This is a genomic window from Fulvivirga sediminis (genome assembly GCF_016757215.1).
Lineage (GTDB): Bacteria > Bacteroidota > Bacteroidia > Cytophagales > Cyclobacteriaceae > Fulvivirga > Fulvivirga sediminis.
The window spans coordinates 15,164-30,919 of the sequence record NZ_JAESIY010000021.1; the positions used below are offsets into that span (position 1 = coordinate 15,164).

A 15,756-nucleotide genomic window follows, 5' to 3' on the forward strand; every position below is an offset into this window, starting at 1 on the left:
CCGTATACCTAACCAACCGCTGCATACAAGAACCGAACGGACGGTGGTGTGAGAGACCGCTCTAACTCGAATTGAGTCAGAGCGGTCTCGATTAGGTATAGCCTTTTTTATCTTTCCCCAACCCAATGAGGGTAAATCAGTGTTTGTTCCGAAATGTGATTGAGTTGTTTCAAATGTTCTTGTAACAAATTCCAACCGACAGATTCAATGTTCGAGAGCAGCTGTTTTTCATTTCTCGCTCCAATCACGATATTGGAAACAGTTTTGTTTTGCAACAACCAGTTGATAGCAATCTGCGGAATGGACTTTCCAGTTTCATTACTGATCTCTTCCAAAACATCAACGACTTTGAAAAGAAACTCGTCGTCAACGGGTGGTGAACCAATTGCTCCGCCTGATTTTATCCTTCCGTCTTTCATTTCCATTCCCCTTTTAATTTTTCCCGTCAATCGTCCCCAACCCAACGGACTCCAAACCATTAGCCCCATATTTTGGTCTTCCAAAAGTGGCATCAGCTCCTGTTCGTAGTCCCGACCGATGAGTGAGTAATAGCCTTGATAAATGATATATTTCTCTAAATTTGCCCTTTCTGATACGGAAAGTGACTTCATCAGCTGCCAAGCAGCGAAATTTGAACAGCCAATGTACCTTACCTTTCCGCTTTTCACCATAGCGTCAAGCGTTCTCAGGGTTTCCTCAATGGGCGTGTGTCGGTCAAAACCATGCATTAAATACAGGTCGATATAATCTGTACCCAACCGTTTTAAACTGTCTTCCAATGCGTTCATCAGGTGGTATCGAGATGCCCCTTTTTCGTTGGGATGTTCTCCCATCTGGAAAGTAGCTTTGGTTGAAATGATGCTTCTCTCCCTCTTCCCTTTTAACGCTTTGCCCAATACAATTTCCGAATCACCGCCTGAATATACATTGGCTGTGTCAAAAAAGTTGATGCCCCTTTCAATACAAATATCTATTAGCCGGGTAGCTTCTTCCACATCGGTTTGTCCCCAACGCTGAAAAAATTCATTAGTGCCGCCAAAAGTGCCTGTACCAAAGCTCAGTACAGGAACCTTCAAGCCTGAATTTCCTAAGTTTCTATATTCCATTGTTACTTGTTTTTATGTTAAAACTGTTTTCTCTTTTTATAGTAATGATTGCCATTATGATTGCGATTACCGAGAACACCGCACTCATCAAGGTAATTGACGATAACCCTAATGATGTAGACATGAGCATTCCACCAATGGATGCCCCCAATGCAATCCCTACATTGAATGCCGAAATATTCAATACTGAAGAAACATCTTCTGTACCCTGCAAATATTTTTCTGAAAGTTGAATAACATATAATTGCATCCCTGGAACGGTTGCAAATCCGATAAAGCCCATGATTGCTACCAAAACGAGTGCAGGAATTTTGTAAGGTAACAATGCATACATAAACCCAAATGTGATGGATAGAACAACGAACAAAAAAAACAGTGTTTTGGCTGGGTTTTTATTGGAAAATCTGCCACCTAAAAGGTTTCCAAAGGCAACGGCCACGCCATAGAATAGTAATATTAGTGTGACCTGATTTTCCTTAAACCCTGTAATGCTTTGTAACAATGGCGATAGGTAGGTAAATGTGCCAAAAAGTGCCGCAAATGAAAACAGGGTCAAAGAGAAGCCCAAAAGTATTGATTTGTTTTTCAGGACCTTGAACTGATCCTGAAGTCGAATGGATACGGCTTGGTTTATATCATTGGGCAGACAAACCTGATTTGCCAATAAGCAAATAAATCCTAAAACAGCAATGCCGCCAAATGTAAAACGCCACCCAAATTGCTGACCAATATAGCTGCCAAGCGGAACCCCCGTTACCATTGCCACCGTTAAGCCTGTAAACATAATAGCAATGGCCGTCGCTCTCTTTTCTGTGGAAACCATACTGCTGGCAATGTTTGCCCCAATACCCACAAAAACGCCGTGAGCAACGCCCGACAAAACCCTCGCTATAATTAAAAGGGTAAAACTGGACGAAACAAAAGCCAAACTATTACTGACCACAAACAATGATACAATAGCAAGTAGCAATTTTTTACGGCTCACATTATTGGTAAAGGCAGTAACAATAGGCCCACCAAGTGCCACACCTATGGCATAGGAAGTTACCAACCAACCTGTTGAAGCTATGCTGATCGAGAACTCTTTGGCGATGGTAGGTAACAAGCCAATCATCACAACTTCTGTGGTCCCGATGGCAAAAACACTTGCTGTCAAAGCCCAAATGGCAATGGGCATCCTCTTTTGTTCGACGGCTAAAACATGGTTATTTTTCATACGACAAAGTTCTGAAAGGCATGTCTGGCCCAACAGGACATATGTCAAAGATTTGCTGTGAGGAATGTCACATGCTAAGCCTCGATCTTGGCGAGCCGGCTTAAAGTCTCTCGGGTAACACCAAGGTAAGAAGCGATCATAGCTTTAGGCACTCTCTGGATCAGCCCCGGATATATTGAAAGAAGGTTGTGATATCGGTCGTTGGCATTACTGCTCAAAAAACAGAGGATTCGCTTTTGCAAAGCAATATATCCGTTGGTCGTTTTTTTAAGGAAAAAGTTTTGCATTTTAGGCAACTCATGGCTCAACTTTTCTTTGTTCTCCAAAGTGAGAGAAAGGGCTTTGGTGTCTTCCAGGCAATCTACCGTCAGGGTTGATTTGATTTGGTAATGAAACGCCTCGGCATCGGTTATCCACCAATTTTCCATTCCAAATTGCAAAATATGTTCTTTCCCATTTGAGTCCCATCTCGAAACTCTCATCAAACCATTAAGCACAAAATAGTCGTATCTGGCGTAATCCCCTTCGTGAAGAACAATTTGGTGTTTTTTAAATATCCTTTTTTGAAAATGCTCCAATACAAACACAAATTCATCATCGGTCAATTTGACAATTTCTTCTATTTGATTTCTTAAAGGATGTCCTTTCATATACTTTGGTTGGGTTTCTTAGATTTACACATAACAGTCCCGGCATAAACAGTAGCAGGTTCCACATCGTTAAATGACCAGATAGCAGCGAACTTGATTAAATATTTTACGTCTCAAATTAGCACTTAACCCGCTATTGCTTGTTTACAATGTTGCTTTTTCTCATTTCTCTATTAAAGTACTCAGTTCGCATATTCATTTAGTGATTACGTGTGCCCTTAATGGTGAATATAGCTCAAGCATATGAGTGTTACAAGAGGTGAAAGTGACTTATGAGCTGGAGTGGTGCCTTGATAAAAAACCTAATCAACATGCATCTGTCAAAGGCCTCACCCCGCCCCCTTACTCTTACAGAAGTATGAGTAAGGATCCTCGAAATGGCACCGAGCTTCTCTTACAAGATTAATTGACAACTGCCTCTTCATTTTTAAATCATCCGACACAATTATCACAAACAATACACCACTAAAACTAAGAATATTCTACCTATAATGTCATGTCTGAGACACTAGTGATCATTAGGTGATTCGTAGTCATAGATTACGAAGAACAGGGGTCTTCATGCGCACATATTTACACAAATCCAGCAATCCATAAAACTTTACCCAGAGCTGTAGAAATCCTATGTCTAAAATCTTATAAAACAAACTTTAAAAAACGAAATTTTAACTTACCTCACTTCTCAAGAGACTTTATATCTTCAAGCCAGCCTCTGACCCTAAGCCACAGTTCCTAATCTCAATAAGTAGGGCTTCATACCCTCTCTAAATAATTACTAATCCCCATAGACAGTGCCTCGATTCGCTCAACACTGTCTTCATGTTGGGCTCGATGAGCCGCACGGAGGCTTAGTTATTGCGCAAAATGCTTTTTCCTATTTTTTAAAGAACGATTTTAAGTCAGATGCCAAAAGTTCGGGTTGTTCCAAAGCGGCAAAATGCCCGCCTCTTGGCATTTCCGTCCAATGTACAATATTGAATCCCTTTTCAATGTATTTTCTTGGAGGCACGGGTATTTCTTTTGGGAATTTAGCAAAGCCTACAGGAACATTTACAAAATCATTCTCTTTAAAAATCAGCGGGCTTAAACTTATTCCGTGATAAATTTTCATCGAGGAATAAATTGTATGCGTAAACCAATAAAGGCTGATATTGGCAAGCAGTTCATCTTTTGAGAAACTGTTTTCAATGTTTCCGTTATTATCACTCCAAGCATTAAATTTTTCGACTATCCAAGCACAAAGTCCAATAGGTGAATCATTAATTCCGTAAGCCAAGGACAAAGGTTTTGTACTTTGGATGATGGCATATGCTCCTTCTTTTTCATTCCAGTTTTTTAAGTATTCTTGATACTCTTCAACTTCATTGTCGTTATCTTCTGTCGTATAAGGTTTATAGGAATCGGAAATATAGTTAAGATGTAGCCCGATAATATTTTCAGGGTGTTTTTGTGCCAATCTTATGCTAATTCCAGCTCCTAAGTCCCCTCCTTGTAAACCGTAACTTTTATAGCCGAGCTTGAACATTAATTTATGCCATATGTCTGCTACAAAACTATAATCAGCATCACTTTTTATGTTGTTCTCTGAAAATCCAAATCCGATAATTGATGGAATAACCAAATCAAATTTGTCTGTTAAAAGGGGTATTATTTTCAGCATCTCAAGAAAAGAACCTGGCCAACCGTGCGTAATCAAAAGTGGGGTTGCGTTTTCTCGGTTACTTTTGATATGTAGAAAATGGACTTTTGAATTGTCAATTTCGGTAATGTAATTTGGAAAGGAATTGACTTCATCCTCTATTTTCCTCCAGTCAAATTTTTGTTCCCAATAAGTGGAAAGTTCTTTGAGGTACGTTATCCCTGTTCCTAATTTCCAATCGGAATTTTCGGTTTCATCTAAACATCTTGTTTTCCTAATTCTTTCCTTTAAATCGTCGATTTCAGATTGCGGTATGTTTACTTTAAATTCTTTTATCATTTCTTTTTCCGCATGATGCACAACGTTTAGATATGGCGAGTGGCCATATCCGTTCAAATAACTACCAAGGTAATGAAACTGCTCAACCCACACAACAGTAGCCACAATGCACTGCGATCTGAAAGTCTAAATCCAGAAAGAAGAAAGTAGCTAGAAGCATAAAAGTCGGCAGAATAGGCAGGGTCACGGTCAAGTTGTACTAAAGTATCAGATACGTAATTTGGCCATTCGCTATATCGCCTGTTAGCAACTTTTCATTTGCAATTCTTCTGAATCCAGGGTTCAAATTCATCAAACCCCCAACTAGCTACCTTAGATAAATCTTTACAAGCGCCCTGAATATCATGCATTTGAATTCTTAGCTTACCACGGGCTATAAAAGATTCGGCTTGATTATCATTAATGCTGATTGATTTGTTCAGATCAGTCAAAGCCTCAGTAAGTTTTCCAGATTGTGCCAACAGGTTGCTTCTGAAGTTATAGGATTCCCATTTGTTTGGATTGGATGAGATACTTTTTGTTGCGTCCGAAATTGCTGTTTCGATATTATTATTAAGAAGTTGGAGTTGAGCTCGTTCAAGATAATATGATGACACATGCTATTTCCTTGCTGTGCATTTACAACGTTCGATACATTTTGTAATGTCTTTAATTGCTGGCTCGTATCTACCCAGTTTTGCATTCAATTCAGATCTAAACGCATATCTCTGATACAATGAGGAGTCCATGTTCAGGGAACTGTCCACATACATTAGAGCTTCTTCGTACTTTCCATCCCAACTTAATGAGTTGCCACGTTGAAAAATTTCTTCAGCATCTTGACCGTTAACTAAACTAATTGAAGTTGATAAAACAAAAAGAGTTATGAAGATTCTGCTAATTATTTGATCCATGAGTCAATTTATGATACCGAAAATTGTTGCGTAGAGCCTGATAGCCCTAATTTTCCATAAATATAGTAAAATAGAACTATCAGCGCCGCTTTCATCAAACCGTGCATGATAGTTTTACCTCACACGGCTTACCGGTAGCATTCTTTATTTGATTCGTTCAACACTGCCTTCATGTTGGGCCCGATGAGCCACACGGAGAATTAGTTATTAGCTGCAGTTTTACTATTTCGAAAATTCAGCAATATTTTTATGCTTATTAAATGCGAATAAAGTACAATAGGTACAATTACAGCAGGAAGCCAAACAAAAGGAAAGTAAGTTACACCAATATTGGGCTGGTCAAATGCTAATTGCTGAATTGGTGTTGGTGCACTCAAAACTGCTATAGTCAAAATATTAACCAACAGCCCTAAACAAATGAAATTGCATATTAAAAGTCCATTTTTTCCAATCCATTTCTTCACAAATACGGCATAGTAAATTATTGGTGCTGAAATACCAGAAAGAATATCATAGTTATAGCCCTCAAAAGTCATTAAATCAGGAATATAACCTTCTATGAAAATATAGTACAATATAATTTCTACAGGAATTCTAATCGTATGTAATAACGTCAACCATTTTAAATTTTCCTTATTGTTAATCGTATTGCTTTTTGTAAAGAAAAAATATACAATGACGAAAAGGATACCTGGAGCCAAAAGAAAAACAAATCTTGGTGGTATCGCATTTTGAACTCGATAAAACCCCAAATATCCCAAGACTCCGACTACAGCCATCCAAATGAAGATACCTGCAAGGTGCTTTCTACTTTTATTGGTTTGATAAAAACACCACAAAGTAACTAAGGTTGTAAAAGTGAAAAATATTACGATTGAAGTAGAAATTTCTGCCATGCCTATTAAACTTTAATGCAAAGTTCAATAGTTGAGATTCAAATTCACTTGACAAAAGGCAAGAATTAAAAATCTACATTTTTTTTCGCAACCTGCTCAAAGTGCTATCGGTAACACCTAAATAAGAAGCAATATACTTTAGAGGCGCATATTGTAGTATTTGGGGTCCTGTCATTAAAAGGTTCTGATATCTCTCTTTAGCTGTTCGATTTATCATTCCATAATTTCTGCTTTGAGAAGCTATAAATTCTTTTACCAAAATGGCTCTTCCAAAATCTCTGAATGCAGGCTTATCATGAAATAACGTATTTAATTCATCGTACGAAATTCTAAACCCTTTACATTTTGTAATAGCTTGTATATATGCCTCTGATCGAACTCGATTAAAGAATGAAGTAATTTCAAATACAATGTTGTTTTCTGTGAAAAAGTCTATGGTGATTTCTTCACCTTCCAGGTTGAAGAGAAAAGTTCGCATTAATCCACTTTCCAAGTAGAAGTAATCATCACTTACTTCATTTTCCCTTAGCAAATAGTCTTTTTCCTCTATTTCAATCGGATGAAAGGTGTTTGCAATTTGGTCGGCATCATCTTTTGAAATTTTAACGACACTTAAAATGAAGTTTACTAACGACTCTCTATTGTTCATAGAATTTCGAGGTGTATTTCTTTCTTGTCATATCAGTAAATTTAAGTTTTTTTTTTGAACTTAAACTGTTGACCTATTTTTGGGTTATGATCCGTTCTGGATGCCCCCAGTCTATATTGCCAATTTATCGATTCAAGAGAAAAATTCGAGATTTGAGAATAGTAGATTATTCATATTCTTCCCATTTTTTTATCTCCCCATTCCTTAAGATAATTAATGAATGGGATAAGTTCCTTCCCAATTTCTGATAATGAATATTCTACCTTTGGGGGGACTTGGTGATATACTTTTCTATTAATTAATTTATCTTTTTCCATTTCCTTAAGGGTTTGTGTAAGCATTTTAGTGGTGATGTCAGCCAGATTTCTACCCAATTCCCCATAACGCAGAATGGTATTTTCATGTAATGCCCATAAAATCCTCCCTTTATACTTTCCTCCAATACGTCTAAAAGCATAATCTACCGAACAAGTAGGAGCATCAGAACATTTTTTACCCTCTTTTTTCATTTTTATAATCTATTAAGTAATTGATAATCAGCAATACATACTTTTTAGTATGTAAGATACATTTTAGTATATACTTGTCATAATGATACCAAATATTAAAGTTTGTGCCAACAAAAAGTATATAAAAAATGGATTTACAATTGAAAGACAAAGTAGCAATAGTTACAGGATCGTCTAAAGGTATTGGTGCCGGGATTGCCAAAGCATTTGCAATAGCAGGAGCAAAAGTGGTCGTCAACTACGCACAGAATAAAATGAGTGCACAAAAAGTTGTAGATGACATTATAGATCTTGGCGGTAATGCAATCGCTGTCCAAGCAGATATTTCTAAATCGGATGACGTTAAGCGGCTATTTGATGAAACCATAACAGCGTTTGAAAGAATAGATATACTGGTTAATAATGCCGGTATTTATGACATTGTTTCGCTGGAAGACATTACAACTGAAGTTTTGCAGGCTAATCTCGATACCAATTTAATAGGGACCATTTTGTGTACACAAAAAGCAGCATCCTTAATGGACAGTTCCGGTGGTAGCATTATCAATATTAGTTCTACCGTGAGTACTAACCCTATGCCTGGCACTCTGATTTATGCGGCGACAAAAGCTGCTGTGGACAACGTAACCAAAGTCCTTGCAAAGGAACTCGGGCCTAAGAAGATACGGGTTAATACCATCTCCCCAGGTATTACTGAAACAGAAGGCTCGCACGAAAAAGGCTTTATGGGAGGAGAATGGGAGGCGCAGCTTTTAGCACAGGTTCCACTTGGTCGTATAGGACAACCTACAGACATTGCTAAGGTAGCCGTCTTTTTGGCATCAGATGATGCTAGCTGGGTAACAGGAGAAAGAATCCAAGTTGCTGGAGGTCAAATCTAATATTAAAATTTAATAACAGAAATATGAAACTTAAAGGTAAAGTGGCAGTAATCACCGGATCATCAAAAGGCATAGGCGCTGGAATAGCAAAAGAATTTGCAAGAGAAGGTGCAAGCGTAGTGGTGAATTATTCATCAAGCAAAGAATATGCAGATAATGTGGTAGATGAGATAACCCAAAATGGAGGAACAGCTATAGCGGTACAAGCCGATATATCAAAGATTGAAAATATAAAAAGCCTTTTTGAGCAAATTAAAAAGGCTTATGGCAGATTAGATATCCTGGTAAACAATGCAAGCGTATGGAGGTATGAAATGCTGGAGGACATTAGCGAGGAAAGTTTTCAGTTACAAATACGTACGGGACTAATGGCACATATGTTTACGTCACAGCAGGCGGTAAAAATGTTTGGTGAAGAAGGGGGTAGCATCATTAACCTAAGTTCAACGATAAGTCTCAATCCTATTCCGGGCACATTAATATACTGCGCTGTTAAAGCGGGTGTTGACAGCATTGCAAAAACATTAGCTAAAGAACTGGGTCCTAAAAATATCAGGGTTAATACAATTGCCCCGGGTATGACAGAATCAGAAGGTTCTACGGCAGATGGCAGACCAGGTAGTGCTATGGAAAAATATTATCTCGATCAGACGCCATTGGGGCGTATTGGCTTACCGGTAGATATTGCAAAAGTTGCTGTTTTTCTTGCTTCAGATGAAGCAGCCTGGGTTACGGGAGAAAGAATCAGTGTATCTGGAGGAATGCTTTAAAATACAAACAATTCTAATGAGTGAGGATTCAAATCTCTTCACTTCAAATAAAATTAAAAGCCTAAAAAATGAATGAAATTAAATATCCAAGAGCCTTTTCACACATAGGAATTACTGTTCCAGATATAAATGAAGCGGTACAGTTTTACAAAGATGTAATGGGGTGGTATGTAATTATGCCTCCAATGAACGTCAAAAAAGAAAGTGGAATGGGGCAAATGACCAAGGCCGTTTTCGGCGAGGATTGGGACGAATTTGATATTGCACATATGTCAACGTCAGACGGCATAGGTATAGAGTTATTTTCCTTCCCGCACGGAATTAAGGAAGGCCCCGGTTTTAAACCGTTTGATACCGGACTTTTTCACTTTGCTGTGCAAGACCCAGATGTAGACAATTTGACCAGAAAAATAGTAGAACAAGGGGGAAAACAAAGAATGCCTGTAACAGATCTTTTTCCTGATGACAAATCTTATAAAATGGTTTACGTGGAGGATCCGTTTGGGGTGATTTTTGAGATCTACAGCCATAGCTATGAAGTGATGATCAAATCTATGTTGTAATTAGAAAGGCAAATCTATAAATCAAACCCTGTTTGATCTATTAATTCCTCTGGGGCCAGCCTCAGAGGAATTAGCGTTTATCATCAGAGGTACTCTGTCTTTGGATTTAATATAAATTGCTCTATGTCAAGCTCCAATCGCCGCAATAGCCCTAATTTTCAATATCTTTAATTCTTTTTGTACAACAACTTAATTAAAATTCAATGTCAGAAATGTTGTAAGAGGTTTACTTATATTCCCAAAAAAAACCAATACTACAATGTTCATTTTTTTGTTTTGTAATTATGGGAACAGAATTAGGAATAGAAGAAAGGAACGAGGAAGCCCAATCCTACGTTTAGTGTATTCAATTTTTCGCCCGTTCTCGTTGGGCACAAGACCGCTAGCTGGCGGGCTGCGTTTGTTTGAGTATTTACTTTCAACTTACCAGAATAGTGCTTAGAGCAAGAGACTTCTAATCTCTACATTCCGCAGTCTGGCAGCTAGCAAATGTTCGCAAGGGTATTGATTTGATTTTATTTATAGAATCAGGCCATAAGCTATTATTCCGATGCCAATTATTGGAAGAATTATTCCCCAGACACTCATTTTGATGAAGAAAAAATCGTTTACGATATCTAAAGATACTTTCTTGCCCTTTTTATCAACATAGTAATCTTCAGCAGTCACTTTTGTCCAAAGTCCTGTCAAAATTACGATTAACCCTATCAAGGATTCTATAGATAATGATTTATAAAATCCTAAATTTTCAATCAGTAGCCTGTTTATAAAAAGGATTCCAATGGCTGAAACTATGAAGTAAACAATCATCAAAATTCCTTTACCTCTGAAGATTATCATAACATTGTATTTTAATTTTTGTGCTTGCCAACGCCTAGGGCAGCCGTCGCCCGGCTTGTTAGCATTTATTTTTCGTTTATCATTTTAGCTACTTAGAACAACTAACACTCAAGCTTTAATTTCGCCTGGGTGAGGACTGAGCGTTGTTGTGGGCAGTTTTCACTTTTATCCCTTCTGTTTTTGCTCGAAATCTATAAGTGCATTGGTCAATGCTTTATGAATCCTCTCTCTTTTAGATCCACCAATCAATCCTTTTGGAATTCTTTCGTACCACAACTGCCAATAATGTTCTAATCCATCATTATAAGTTTTAGTCGATGGATGCACCTTGGCTAAAAAGTATTCAGTCATTTTTTTTAGTTGTTCCAGTGAGGCAAATTGAAAGGTAAAAGAACATTCACGAACAAAGTAAACCCAATCGCCTTTCTCCTCCGATGCATCAATTGGTAAACCGCCAACATGTGCAGTCGACATAAAATCTAGGTGTTTAGCAGAGTTAGTCCTTTCTTTCCAATGCTTTGACATTTTTTTCATTCAAATTGCCCACAACCTTAAGTGTAAAATGCGTTTTAATACATTTTACACAGCGTGATGCCCTTGAATGGTGAATATAGCCCAAGAAAATGAGTGTTCCAAAAGGTGAGAGTCCCGTAAGCGCCGAGGTCGTGCCTGGAAGCGAAGCAAGTGGCAAGATTGTCATCGGTGACGATGGAACTTAAGAAATGCAAAGCATTCATGAATACCTTTAAAATAAAACACGCATGAATAAAGCCAGACTGCGGTGTCTGAACTGAAGAACATGAACCACATACAGAGGCTATGAGGCCGGATGAGGTAACACATGCTGCCGGGTTCCAACTCCTCGAAAGAGGCTAGTGCCGAAATAGTAGATGTGGCTGCGATAGCCACAAGCATATTCACCTTACCGAGAGGACAGAGCGTAAAGAAAATGTCTGATAGACATTTTTAGTGATGATCCAGCCTGTAGGGAGGGGTAGAGACCGTACGCCGGGTGGTGTGAGAGGCGCTCTCTGGCTCAATTTGAGTCAGAGCAGTCTACTCAATTGTACGCTGGTTTTAATTATTATTCATCCACCCGCCACCTTCCATATATGCCTTTTCGATTTCCTCCTCAATATTTAAATCCTTGCCATTTAAATGTCTATGGTAGATGATGATTATCGCTGTGGAATATGAATCATAGCCCATAACGAGTTCATTCTTTTGAATATGACATCCGAGTGGAGAACTTATATCATTTATCCAATTATTGCGAATCCATAAGCCCAGTGTGAAATGCATTTTTAATCCAACTTCTTGCTCACTGCATTTTGATATTTCAACCTTTTGATCGTTACTCAATAACTCATCTAAAAGAATAATCGCATGGTGATAATCAATCGGTTTTACAGTATTGTTCATTTGACTAGCGTACAACGGTGAGTATATGAAGCGTAGCCTGCCGATAGGTGGCTATGATTTCATATACATTGTGTGTGCCCAGCATGGGCATCAGGTATCGAAGATACCAAATTATTCCAGAGGGTGAAAGTCCCTTATGCGCGGGAGTCGTGTCCCGAAGCATTAGCAAGTCGCAAGGTGGTTTGTCGTGAGGCATGCACTGAAGGAAGCGAGACTGCAAATTCCGGTTCCAACGAACAGAATCAAGCGAAGCGTATCATGAACACCTTTATAAAATAAACACAACAGTGAATAAACTGGATACTGAGGCTGCATGAGTCGGATGAGGTAGCACATCATACTGACGTCCAAAAGTGGTTATCCACTCAGCACCTATGCAGTAGATCCGGTGGATATTGGGAGAAGGAATATGCCCTTACCTGGGGAGGTCTTCCGCCATCGAGAATGAGGGAACCAAACATTGAATCGTGTCCTAATTCAATTAGGAATACTGTTCTTTGAGCCGGTATAGCCTATTCTTAAGCAGACAGAAGGAAACTACAAACCGAGATTCAATGAACTGGGGCTGAACGTTACGAAAATGTCTGGTAGACATTTTTANAGCAGACAGAAGGAAACTACAAACCGAGATTCAATGAACTGGGGCTGAACGTTACGAAAATGTCTGGTAGACATTTTTAGTGATGAGCCAGCTTTTAGGGAGGGATAGAGACCGTACGCCGGGTGATGTGAGAGGAGCACTCTGGCTCAATTTGAGTCAGAGCCGTCTACTCGATTGGACGTTCGTTTTTTCTTAGAAGTAGCGTTTTGGAAATGACTTATCTACTTCTTTTGCTATTCGTTTAGCTAACTCATGTTGTGAGGTGCCTTGGTTTTCATCGCGATTAGTTAAAATAATGATACTTAAACCTGTCTTCAAATCCTTTAAATATACAGTGCCTGTGTAACCAGTGTGAGCCACAATCCGCCGGTTATCAAAATCATGAATCACCCAACCCAAACCAGATGAATACTGGTGCCCATTGTCATTAAAAAAAATCCTGTTAGGAGTTGTTATTTCCTCAAACACTTTTTCATTGATTATTCCGCGGGTGATGCCTTGGTCATACTTTACCATATCGTCAATGGTGGACATCACCCCAAAGTGCGGGGTTAACTCAAACTGCCATTGCCGGCGATTATTCTTATATTCACCGTTCTCTATGATATAGCCTGCAGCACGATTGGGAATAATGTCATCTTGGTTTAAAAATCTAGTGTTGGTCATGCCCATTGGCTTAAAAAATTCTTGTATCATCAGTGAATCAAAGACTTCTCCGGTTGCCTTCTCTGCCACATAACCCGCCAGAAAATAACCTTGATCACTGTATTGCCAATCCGTTCCCGGAACCGACTTCATGGGTATTTTCTTGGCGGCTTCAAGCATGTAGGTCTTGCTGTAGTTCAGCAAATAGGAGTCGTTTACCTGGGGCTCAAAACTATGAACCAACCCGGCCATATGCCCCAGCAGCTGACGGATGGTAATTGATTCCCAGCCCTGGGGAATACTGTCAATATAGGTTGATATTTTATCTTCAAGGGAAAGTTTTCCCTGATTAGCAAGCGTTACAATAAGCGCCGCTGTCATTTGCTTTGTTACGGATGCCAATTCAAAAACGGTATTAGTTGTAACAGGTGTCTGCAACTCAAGATTAGATATACCATAAGTGTTTTTGTAAAGCAAGGAATCACCTTGAAGGATGGCGATTGCAACGCCGGGCACTTTATCAACACGCATAAATTCTGTAACTATTCTGTCAACGTTGTCAGGGCTTACTCTAATCTGAGCAAAGGAATAATTAACAAGACAAGTCAGTACAACTAATACAACAATTAATCTTTTCATTTTATTCTTCTCATGACTGTTACAATGACGCCCAACGGTTGGGCTATGATTTCGTTGCGGCGATTTCCGGCAGGAAATTGTCGGTAAGAAATTGGGCCCTGTTAATGGTTCGTATATTTAAATTTAGCGAAAATGCAGCAATGAATTATAGCCGGTGTTAGGCAAAGTTTTTATTTTTTGATTCATAAAAGTCTATCGTTTTCTCATTAACCTTAATAGCTTTGGCAAAAATTTCATTATTGGTTTCAACTCGCTTAAGAAATACATTTTGTGCATAATAAACTTTTGCTATCATTTGCCACAATATTGTAATTTCTTTTCCAGTTACTGATTCATATTCCAATTTATCCTCAATTTTATCAATTGAGATAATGTCACTATTGTAAACACGAAATAAATTACCTATCCTTTTGTCTCTGTCTAAACAATTTAAAACCAAATAAGAATCATTGTAATAATTTGATTCGTATTGCATTTCTGTTTGTATAGGTTGCATTAGAGTCAAAACACCTTTAAATAATGGTAAGTTGTCAATTTCCAAATATTTTTTTCTGTCATATCTCCAATCGCTTAATTCAAGCGTACCATTCTCTTTAGAAACTATTTTATCAGGATAAGGAAACCCACAATTTTTGGATATTAGAAAGTCATTTGAGCCATTAAATAGAAGTACATTATTAATTCTTAATGCAAAACATGATGGGTTAAATTGAAAAACAAATGTTTCAACTCCGAAGGCATTTAGGCCACTAGAGTTAGTTTTTGATTCCAAAAAATGTATTTGCAAGAACCTGTCCTTTTTACCAATTCTATTATCTATACATAATCTTGGATTAATTTGACTTTTATTGTTCTCTAAATAATAATAATTAATCCATAAACCAATTCTGACTTTATCTAGCCAATCTAGAAGTAATAAAGCTTCTGTTCCTGTTATTTCTTCTCTATTCTGTAATTTTTCTACAATCACTTTTACTTTACCTTCGAACTTGGCGTAGCGTTCATTACAGTCAGTACAGGAAGGTGCAGTAAAACTTTGCCAATTAAATTCAATCTGTTTTCCTGAATTATAATTGAATCCGAATGTTACTTTTCGATTCGGATCACCAGTCATTTTAAGCAACCATTGAGGTAAAACATGTTCTTTGTTTTTCTTAACAGGTTTTACTCCACAAAAAACACATATTTTATCCATTCAGTTTTAAATTTTGCCGTAGAGTAGAGCCTGATAGCTCTAATTTTCTATAAATATAGTAAAATAGAACTATCAGCGCCCCCTTCATCAAACCGTGCATGAAGTTTTCCCTCACACGGCTTACCGATAGCATTTTTCATTCAGCTTTCGAGAGGGTCTTCATGCGCGCATATTTAGCCATATCAAGCAAGCCATAAAACTTTACCAGATTTTCGTACGGTCGCTGGCGAAGCGTCCTATGAGCTTTCCGACCTTTGCCCTTCATCCATTTGTACAGCTTGTAAGACAGATGCTCTTTGATCA

Annotated in this window: 16 protein-coding genes; 3 read left to right on the plus strand and 13 right to left on the minus strand. The window is 38.2% G+C overall.

What is annotated here, in order from left to right:
• Positions 1-107: 107 nt before the first annotated feature.
• The 8 genes from JL102_RS22650 to JL102_RS22685 all read right to left on the minus strand — a co-directional run bounded on the left by JL102_RS22650 (position 108) and on the right by JL102_RS22685 (position 7,897).
• Complete coding sequence (locus JL102_RS22650; RefSeq protein WP_202246758.1) at positions 108-1,106, minus strand: aldo/keto reductase; 999 nt, start codon at positions 1,104-1,106, stop codon at positions 108-110.
• Positions 1,096-2,322, minus strand: a complete 1,227-nt coding sequence (locus JL102_RS22655) for an MFS transporter (protein ID WP_202246759.1) — start codon at positions 2,320-2,322, stop codon at positions 1,096-1,098. Before JL102_RS22655 ends, JL102_RS22650 begins: the two co-directional genes overlap by 11 nt.
• A gap of 74 nt (positions 2,323-2,396) precedes the next feature.
• Positions 2,397-2,972: a Crp/Fnr family transcriptional regulator gene (locus tag JL102_RS22660; protein WP_202246760.1), complete on the minus strand. Its 576-nt coding sequence runs from the start codon at positions 2,970-2,972 to the stop codon at positions 2,397-2,399.
• 874 nt (positions 2,973-3,846) lie between these two features.
• The gene (locus tag JL102_RS22665) at positions 3,847-5,055 is read right to left on the minus strand and encodes an epoxide hydrolase family protein (RefSeq protein ID WP_202246761.1); all 1,209 of its coding nucleotides are present in this window, start codon (positions 5,053-5,055) and stop codon (positions 3,847-3,849) included.
• A 149-nt stretch (positions 5,056-5,204) separates the two neighbouring features.
• Positions 5,205-5,546, minus strand: coding sequence for a tetratricopeptide repeat protein (locus tag JL102_RS24190; RefSeq protein ID WP_394369248.1), 342 nt, complete (start codon positions 5,544-5,546; stop codon positions 5,205-5,207).
• A gap of 497 nt (positions 5,547-6,043) precedes the next feature.
• Positions 6,044-6,739, minus strand: coding sequence for a hypothetical protein (locus JL102_RS22675; protein ID WP_202246763.1), 696 nt, complete (start codon positions 6,737-6,739; stop codon positions 6,044-6,046).
• Between the two features lie 73 nt (positions 6,740-6,812).
• Positions 6,813-7,388: a Crp/Fnr family transcriptional regulator gene (locus tag JL102_RS22680; protein WP_202246764.1), complete on the minus strand. Its 576-nt coding sequence runs from the start codon at positions 7,386-7,388 to the stop codon at positions 6,813-6,815.
• Positions 7,389-7,558: 170 nt separating this feature from the next.
• Positions 7,559-7,897 carry a winged helix-turn-helix transcriptional regulator gene (locus tag JL102_RS22685; RefSeq protein ID WP_202246765.1) on the minus strand — a complete coding sequence of 113 codons (339 nt, stop codon included), beginning with the start codon at positions 7,895-7,897 and terminating at the stop codon, positions 7,559-7,561.
• A gap of 128 nt (positions 7,898-8,025) precedes the next feature.
• On the opposite strand from JL102_RS22685, the gene JL102_RS22690 reads away from it, so the two are divergent.
• The 3 genes from JL102_RS22690 (at position 8,026) to JL102_RS22700 (ending at position 10,111) form a co-directional block, all read left to right on the plus strand.
• Positions 8,026-8,778, plus strand: coding sequence for an SDR family NAD(P)-dependent oxidoreductase (locus tag JL102_RS22690; protein WP_202246766.1), 753 nt, complete (start codon positions 8,026-8,028; stop codon positions 8,776-8,778).
• A 23-nt stretch (positions 8,779-8,801) separates the two neighbouring features.
• A complete protein-coding gene (locus JL102_RS22695) occupies positions 8,802-9,548 on the plus strand; it encodes an SDR family NAD(P)-dependent oxidoreductase (RefSeq protein ID WP_202246767.1) in 747 nt (248 codons plus the stop codon).
• Between the two features lie 68 nt (positions 9,549-9,616).
• Entirely contained in the window at positions 9,617-10,111 is a 495-nt protein-coding gene (locus JL102_RS22700; protein WP_202246768.1) for a VOC family protein, read from the plus strand.
• Between the two features lie 519 nt (positions 10,112-10,630).
• Here JL102_RS22700 and JL102_RS22705 read toward each other — a convergent pair.
• The 5 genes from JL102_RS22705 to JL102_RS22725 all read right to left on the minus strand — a co-directional run bounded on the left by JL102_RS22705 (position 10,631) and on the right by JL102_RS22725 (position 15,453).
• Positions 10,631-10,951: a hypothetical protein gene (locus tag JL102_RS22705; protein ID WP_202246769.1), complete on the minus strand. Its 321-nt coding sequence runs from the start codon at positions 10,949-10,951 to the stop codon at positions 10,631-10,633.
• A gap of 165 nt (positions 10,952-11,116) precedes the next feature.
• The gene (locus tag JL102_RS22710) at positions 11,117-11,476 is read right to left on the minus strand and encodes a hypothetical protein (protein ID WP_202246770.1); all 360 of its coding nucleotides are present in this window, start codon (positions 11,474-11,476) and stop codon (positions 11,117-11,119) included.
• Positions 11,477-12,028: 552 nt separating this feature from the next.
• A complete protein-coding gene (locus tag JL102_RS22715; RefSeq protein WP_202246771.1) occupies positions 12,029-12,373 on the minus strand; it encodes a DUF6794 domain-containing protein in 345 nt (114 codons plus the stop codon).
• A 793-nt stretch (positions 12,374-13,166) separates the two neighbouring features.
• Positions 13,167-14,258: a serine hydrolase domain-containing protein gene (locus JL102_RS22720; RefSeq protein WP_202246772.1), complete on the minus strand. Its 1,092-nt coding sequence runs from the start codon at positions 14,256-14,258 to the stop codon at positions 13,167-13,169.
• A gap of 157 nt (positions 14,259-14,415) precedes the next feature.
• Positions 14,416-15,453, minus strand: a complete 1,038-nt coding sequence (locus JL102_RS22725) for a hypothetical protein (RefSeq protein WP_202246773.1) — start codon at positions 15,451-15,453, stop codon at positions 14,416-14,418.
• Positions 15,454-15,756: the final 303 nt, after the last annotated feature.

Bases quoted from the DNA above. Each gene is read 5' to 3' on its own strand.
- JL102_RS22650 (WP_202246758.1), bottom strand. From the start codon at position 1,106: ATGGAATATAGAAACTTAGGAAATTCAGGCTTGAAGGTTCCTGTACTG.
- JL102_RS22655 (WP_202246759.1), bottom strand. From the start codon at position 2,322: ATGAAAAATAACCATGTTTTAGCCGTCGAACAAAAGAGGATGCCCATT.
- JL102_RS22660 (WP_202246760.1), bottom strand. From the start codon at position 2,972: ATGAAAGGACATCCTTTAAGAAATCAAATAGAAGAAATTGTCAAATTG.
- JL102_RS22675 (WP_202246763.1), bottom strand. From the start codon at position 6,739: ATGGCAGAAATTTCTACTTCAATCGTAATATTTTTCACTTTTACAACC.
- JL102_RS22680 (WP_202246764.1), bottom strand. From the start codon at position 7,388: ATGAACAATAGAGAGTCGTTAGTAAACTTCATTTTAAGTGTCGTTAAA.
- JL102_RS22685 (WP_202246765.1), bottom strand. From the start codon at position 7,897: ATGAAAAAAGAGGGTAAAAAATGTTCTGATGCTCCTACTTGTTCGGTA.
- JL102_RS22690 (WP_202246766.1), top strand. From the start codon at position 8,026: ATGGATTTACAATTGAAAGACAAAGTAGCAATAGTTACAGGATCGTCT.
- JL102_RS22695 (WP_202246767.1), top strand. From the start codon at position 8,802: ATGAAACTTAAAGGTAAAGTGGCAGTAATCACCGGATCATCAAAAGGC.
- JL102_RS22700 (WP_202246768.1), top strand. From the start codon at position 9,617: ATGAATGAAATTAAATATCCAAGAGCCTTTTCACACATAGGAATTACT.
- JL102_RS22705 (WP_202246769.1), bottom strand. From the start codon at position 10,951: ATGATAATCTTCAGAGGTAAAGGAATTTTGATGATTGTTTACTTCATA.
- JL102_RS22710 (WP_202246770.1), bottom strand. From the start codon at position 11,476: ATGTCAAAGCATTGGAAAGAAAGGACTAACTCTGCTAAACACCTAGAT.
- JL102_RS22715 (WP_202246771.1), bottom strand. From the start codon at position 12,373: ATGAACAATACTGTAAAACCGATTGATTATCACCATGCGATTATTCTT.
- JL102_RS22720 (WP_202246772.1), bottom strand. From the start codon at position 14,258: ATGAAAAGATTAATTGTTGTATTAGTTGTACTGACTTGTCTTGTTAAT.
- JL102_RS22725 (WP_202246773.1), bottom strand. From the start codon at position 15,453: ATGGATAAAATATGTGTTTTTTGTGGAGTAAAACCTGTTAAGAAAAAC.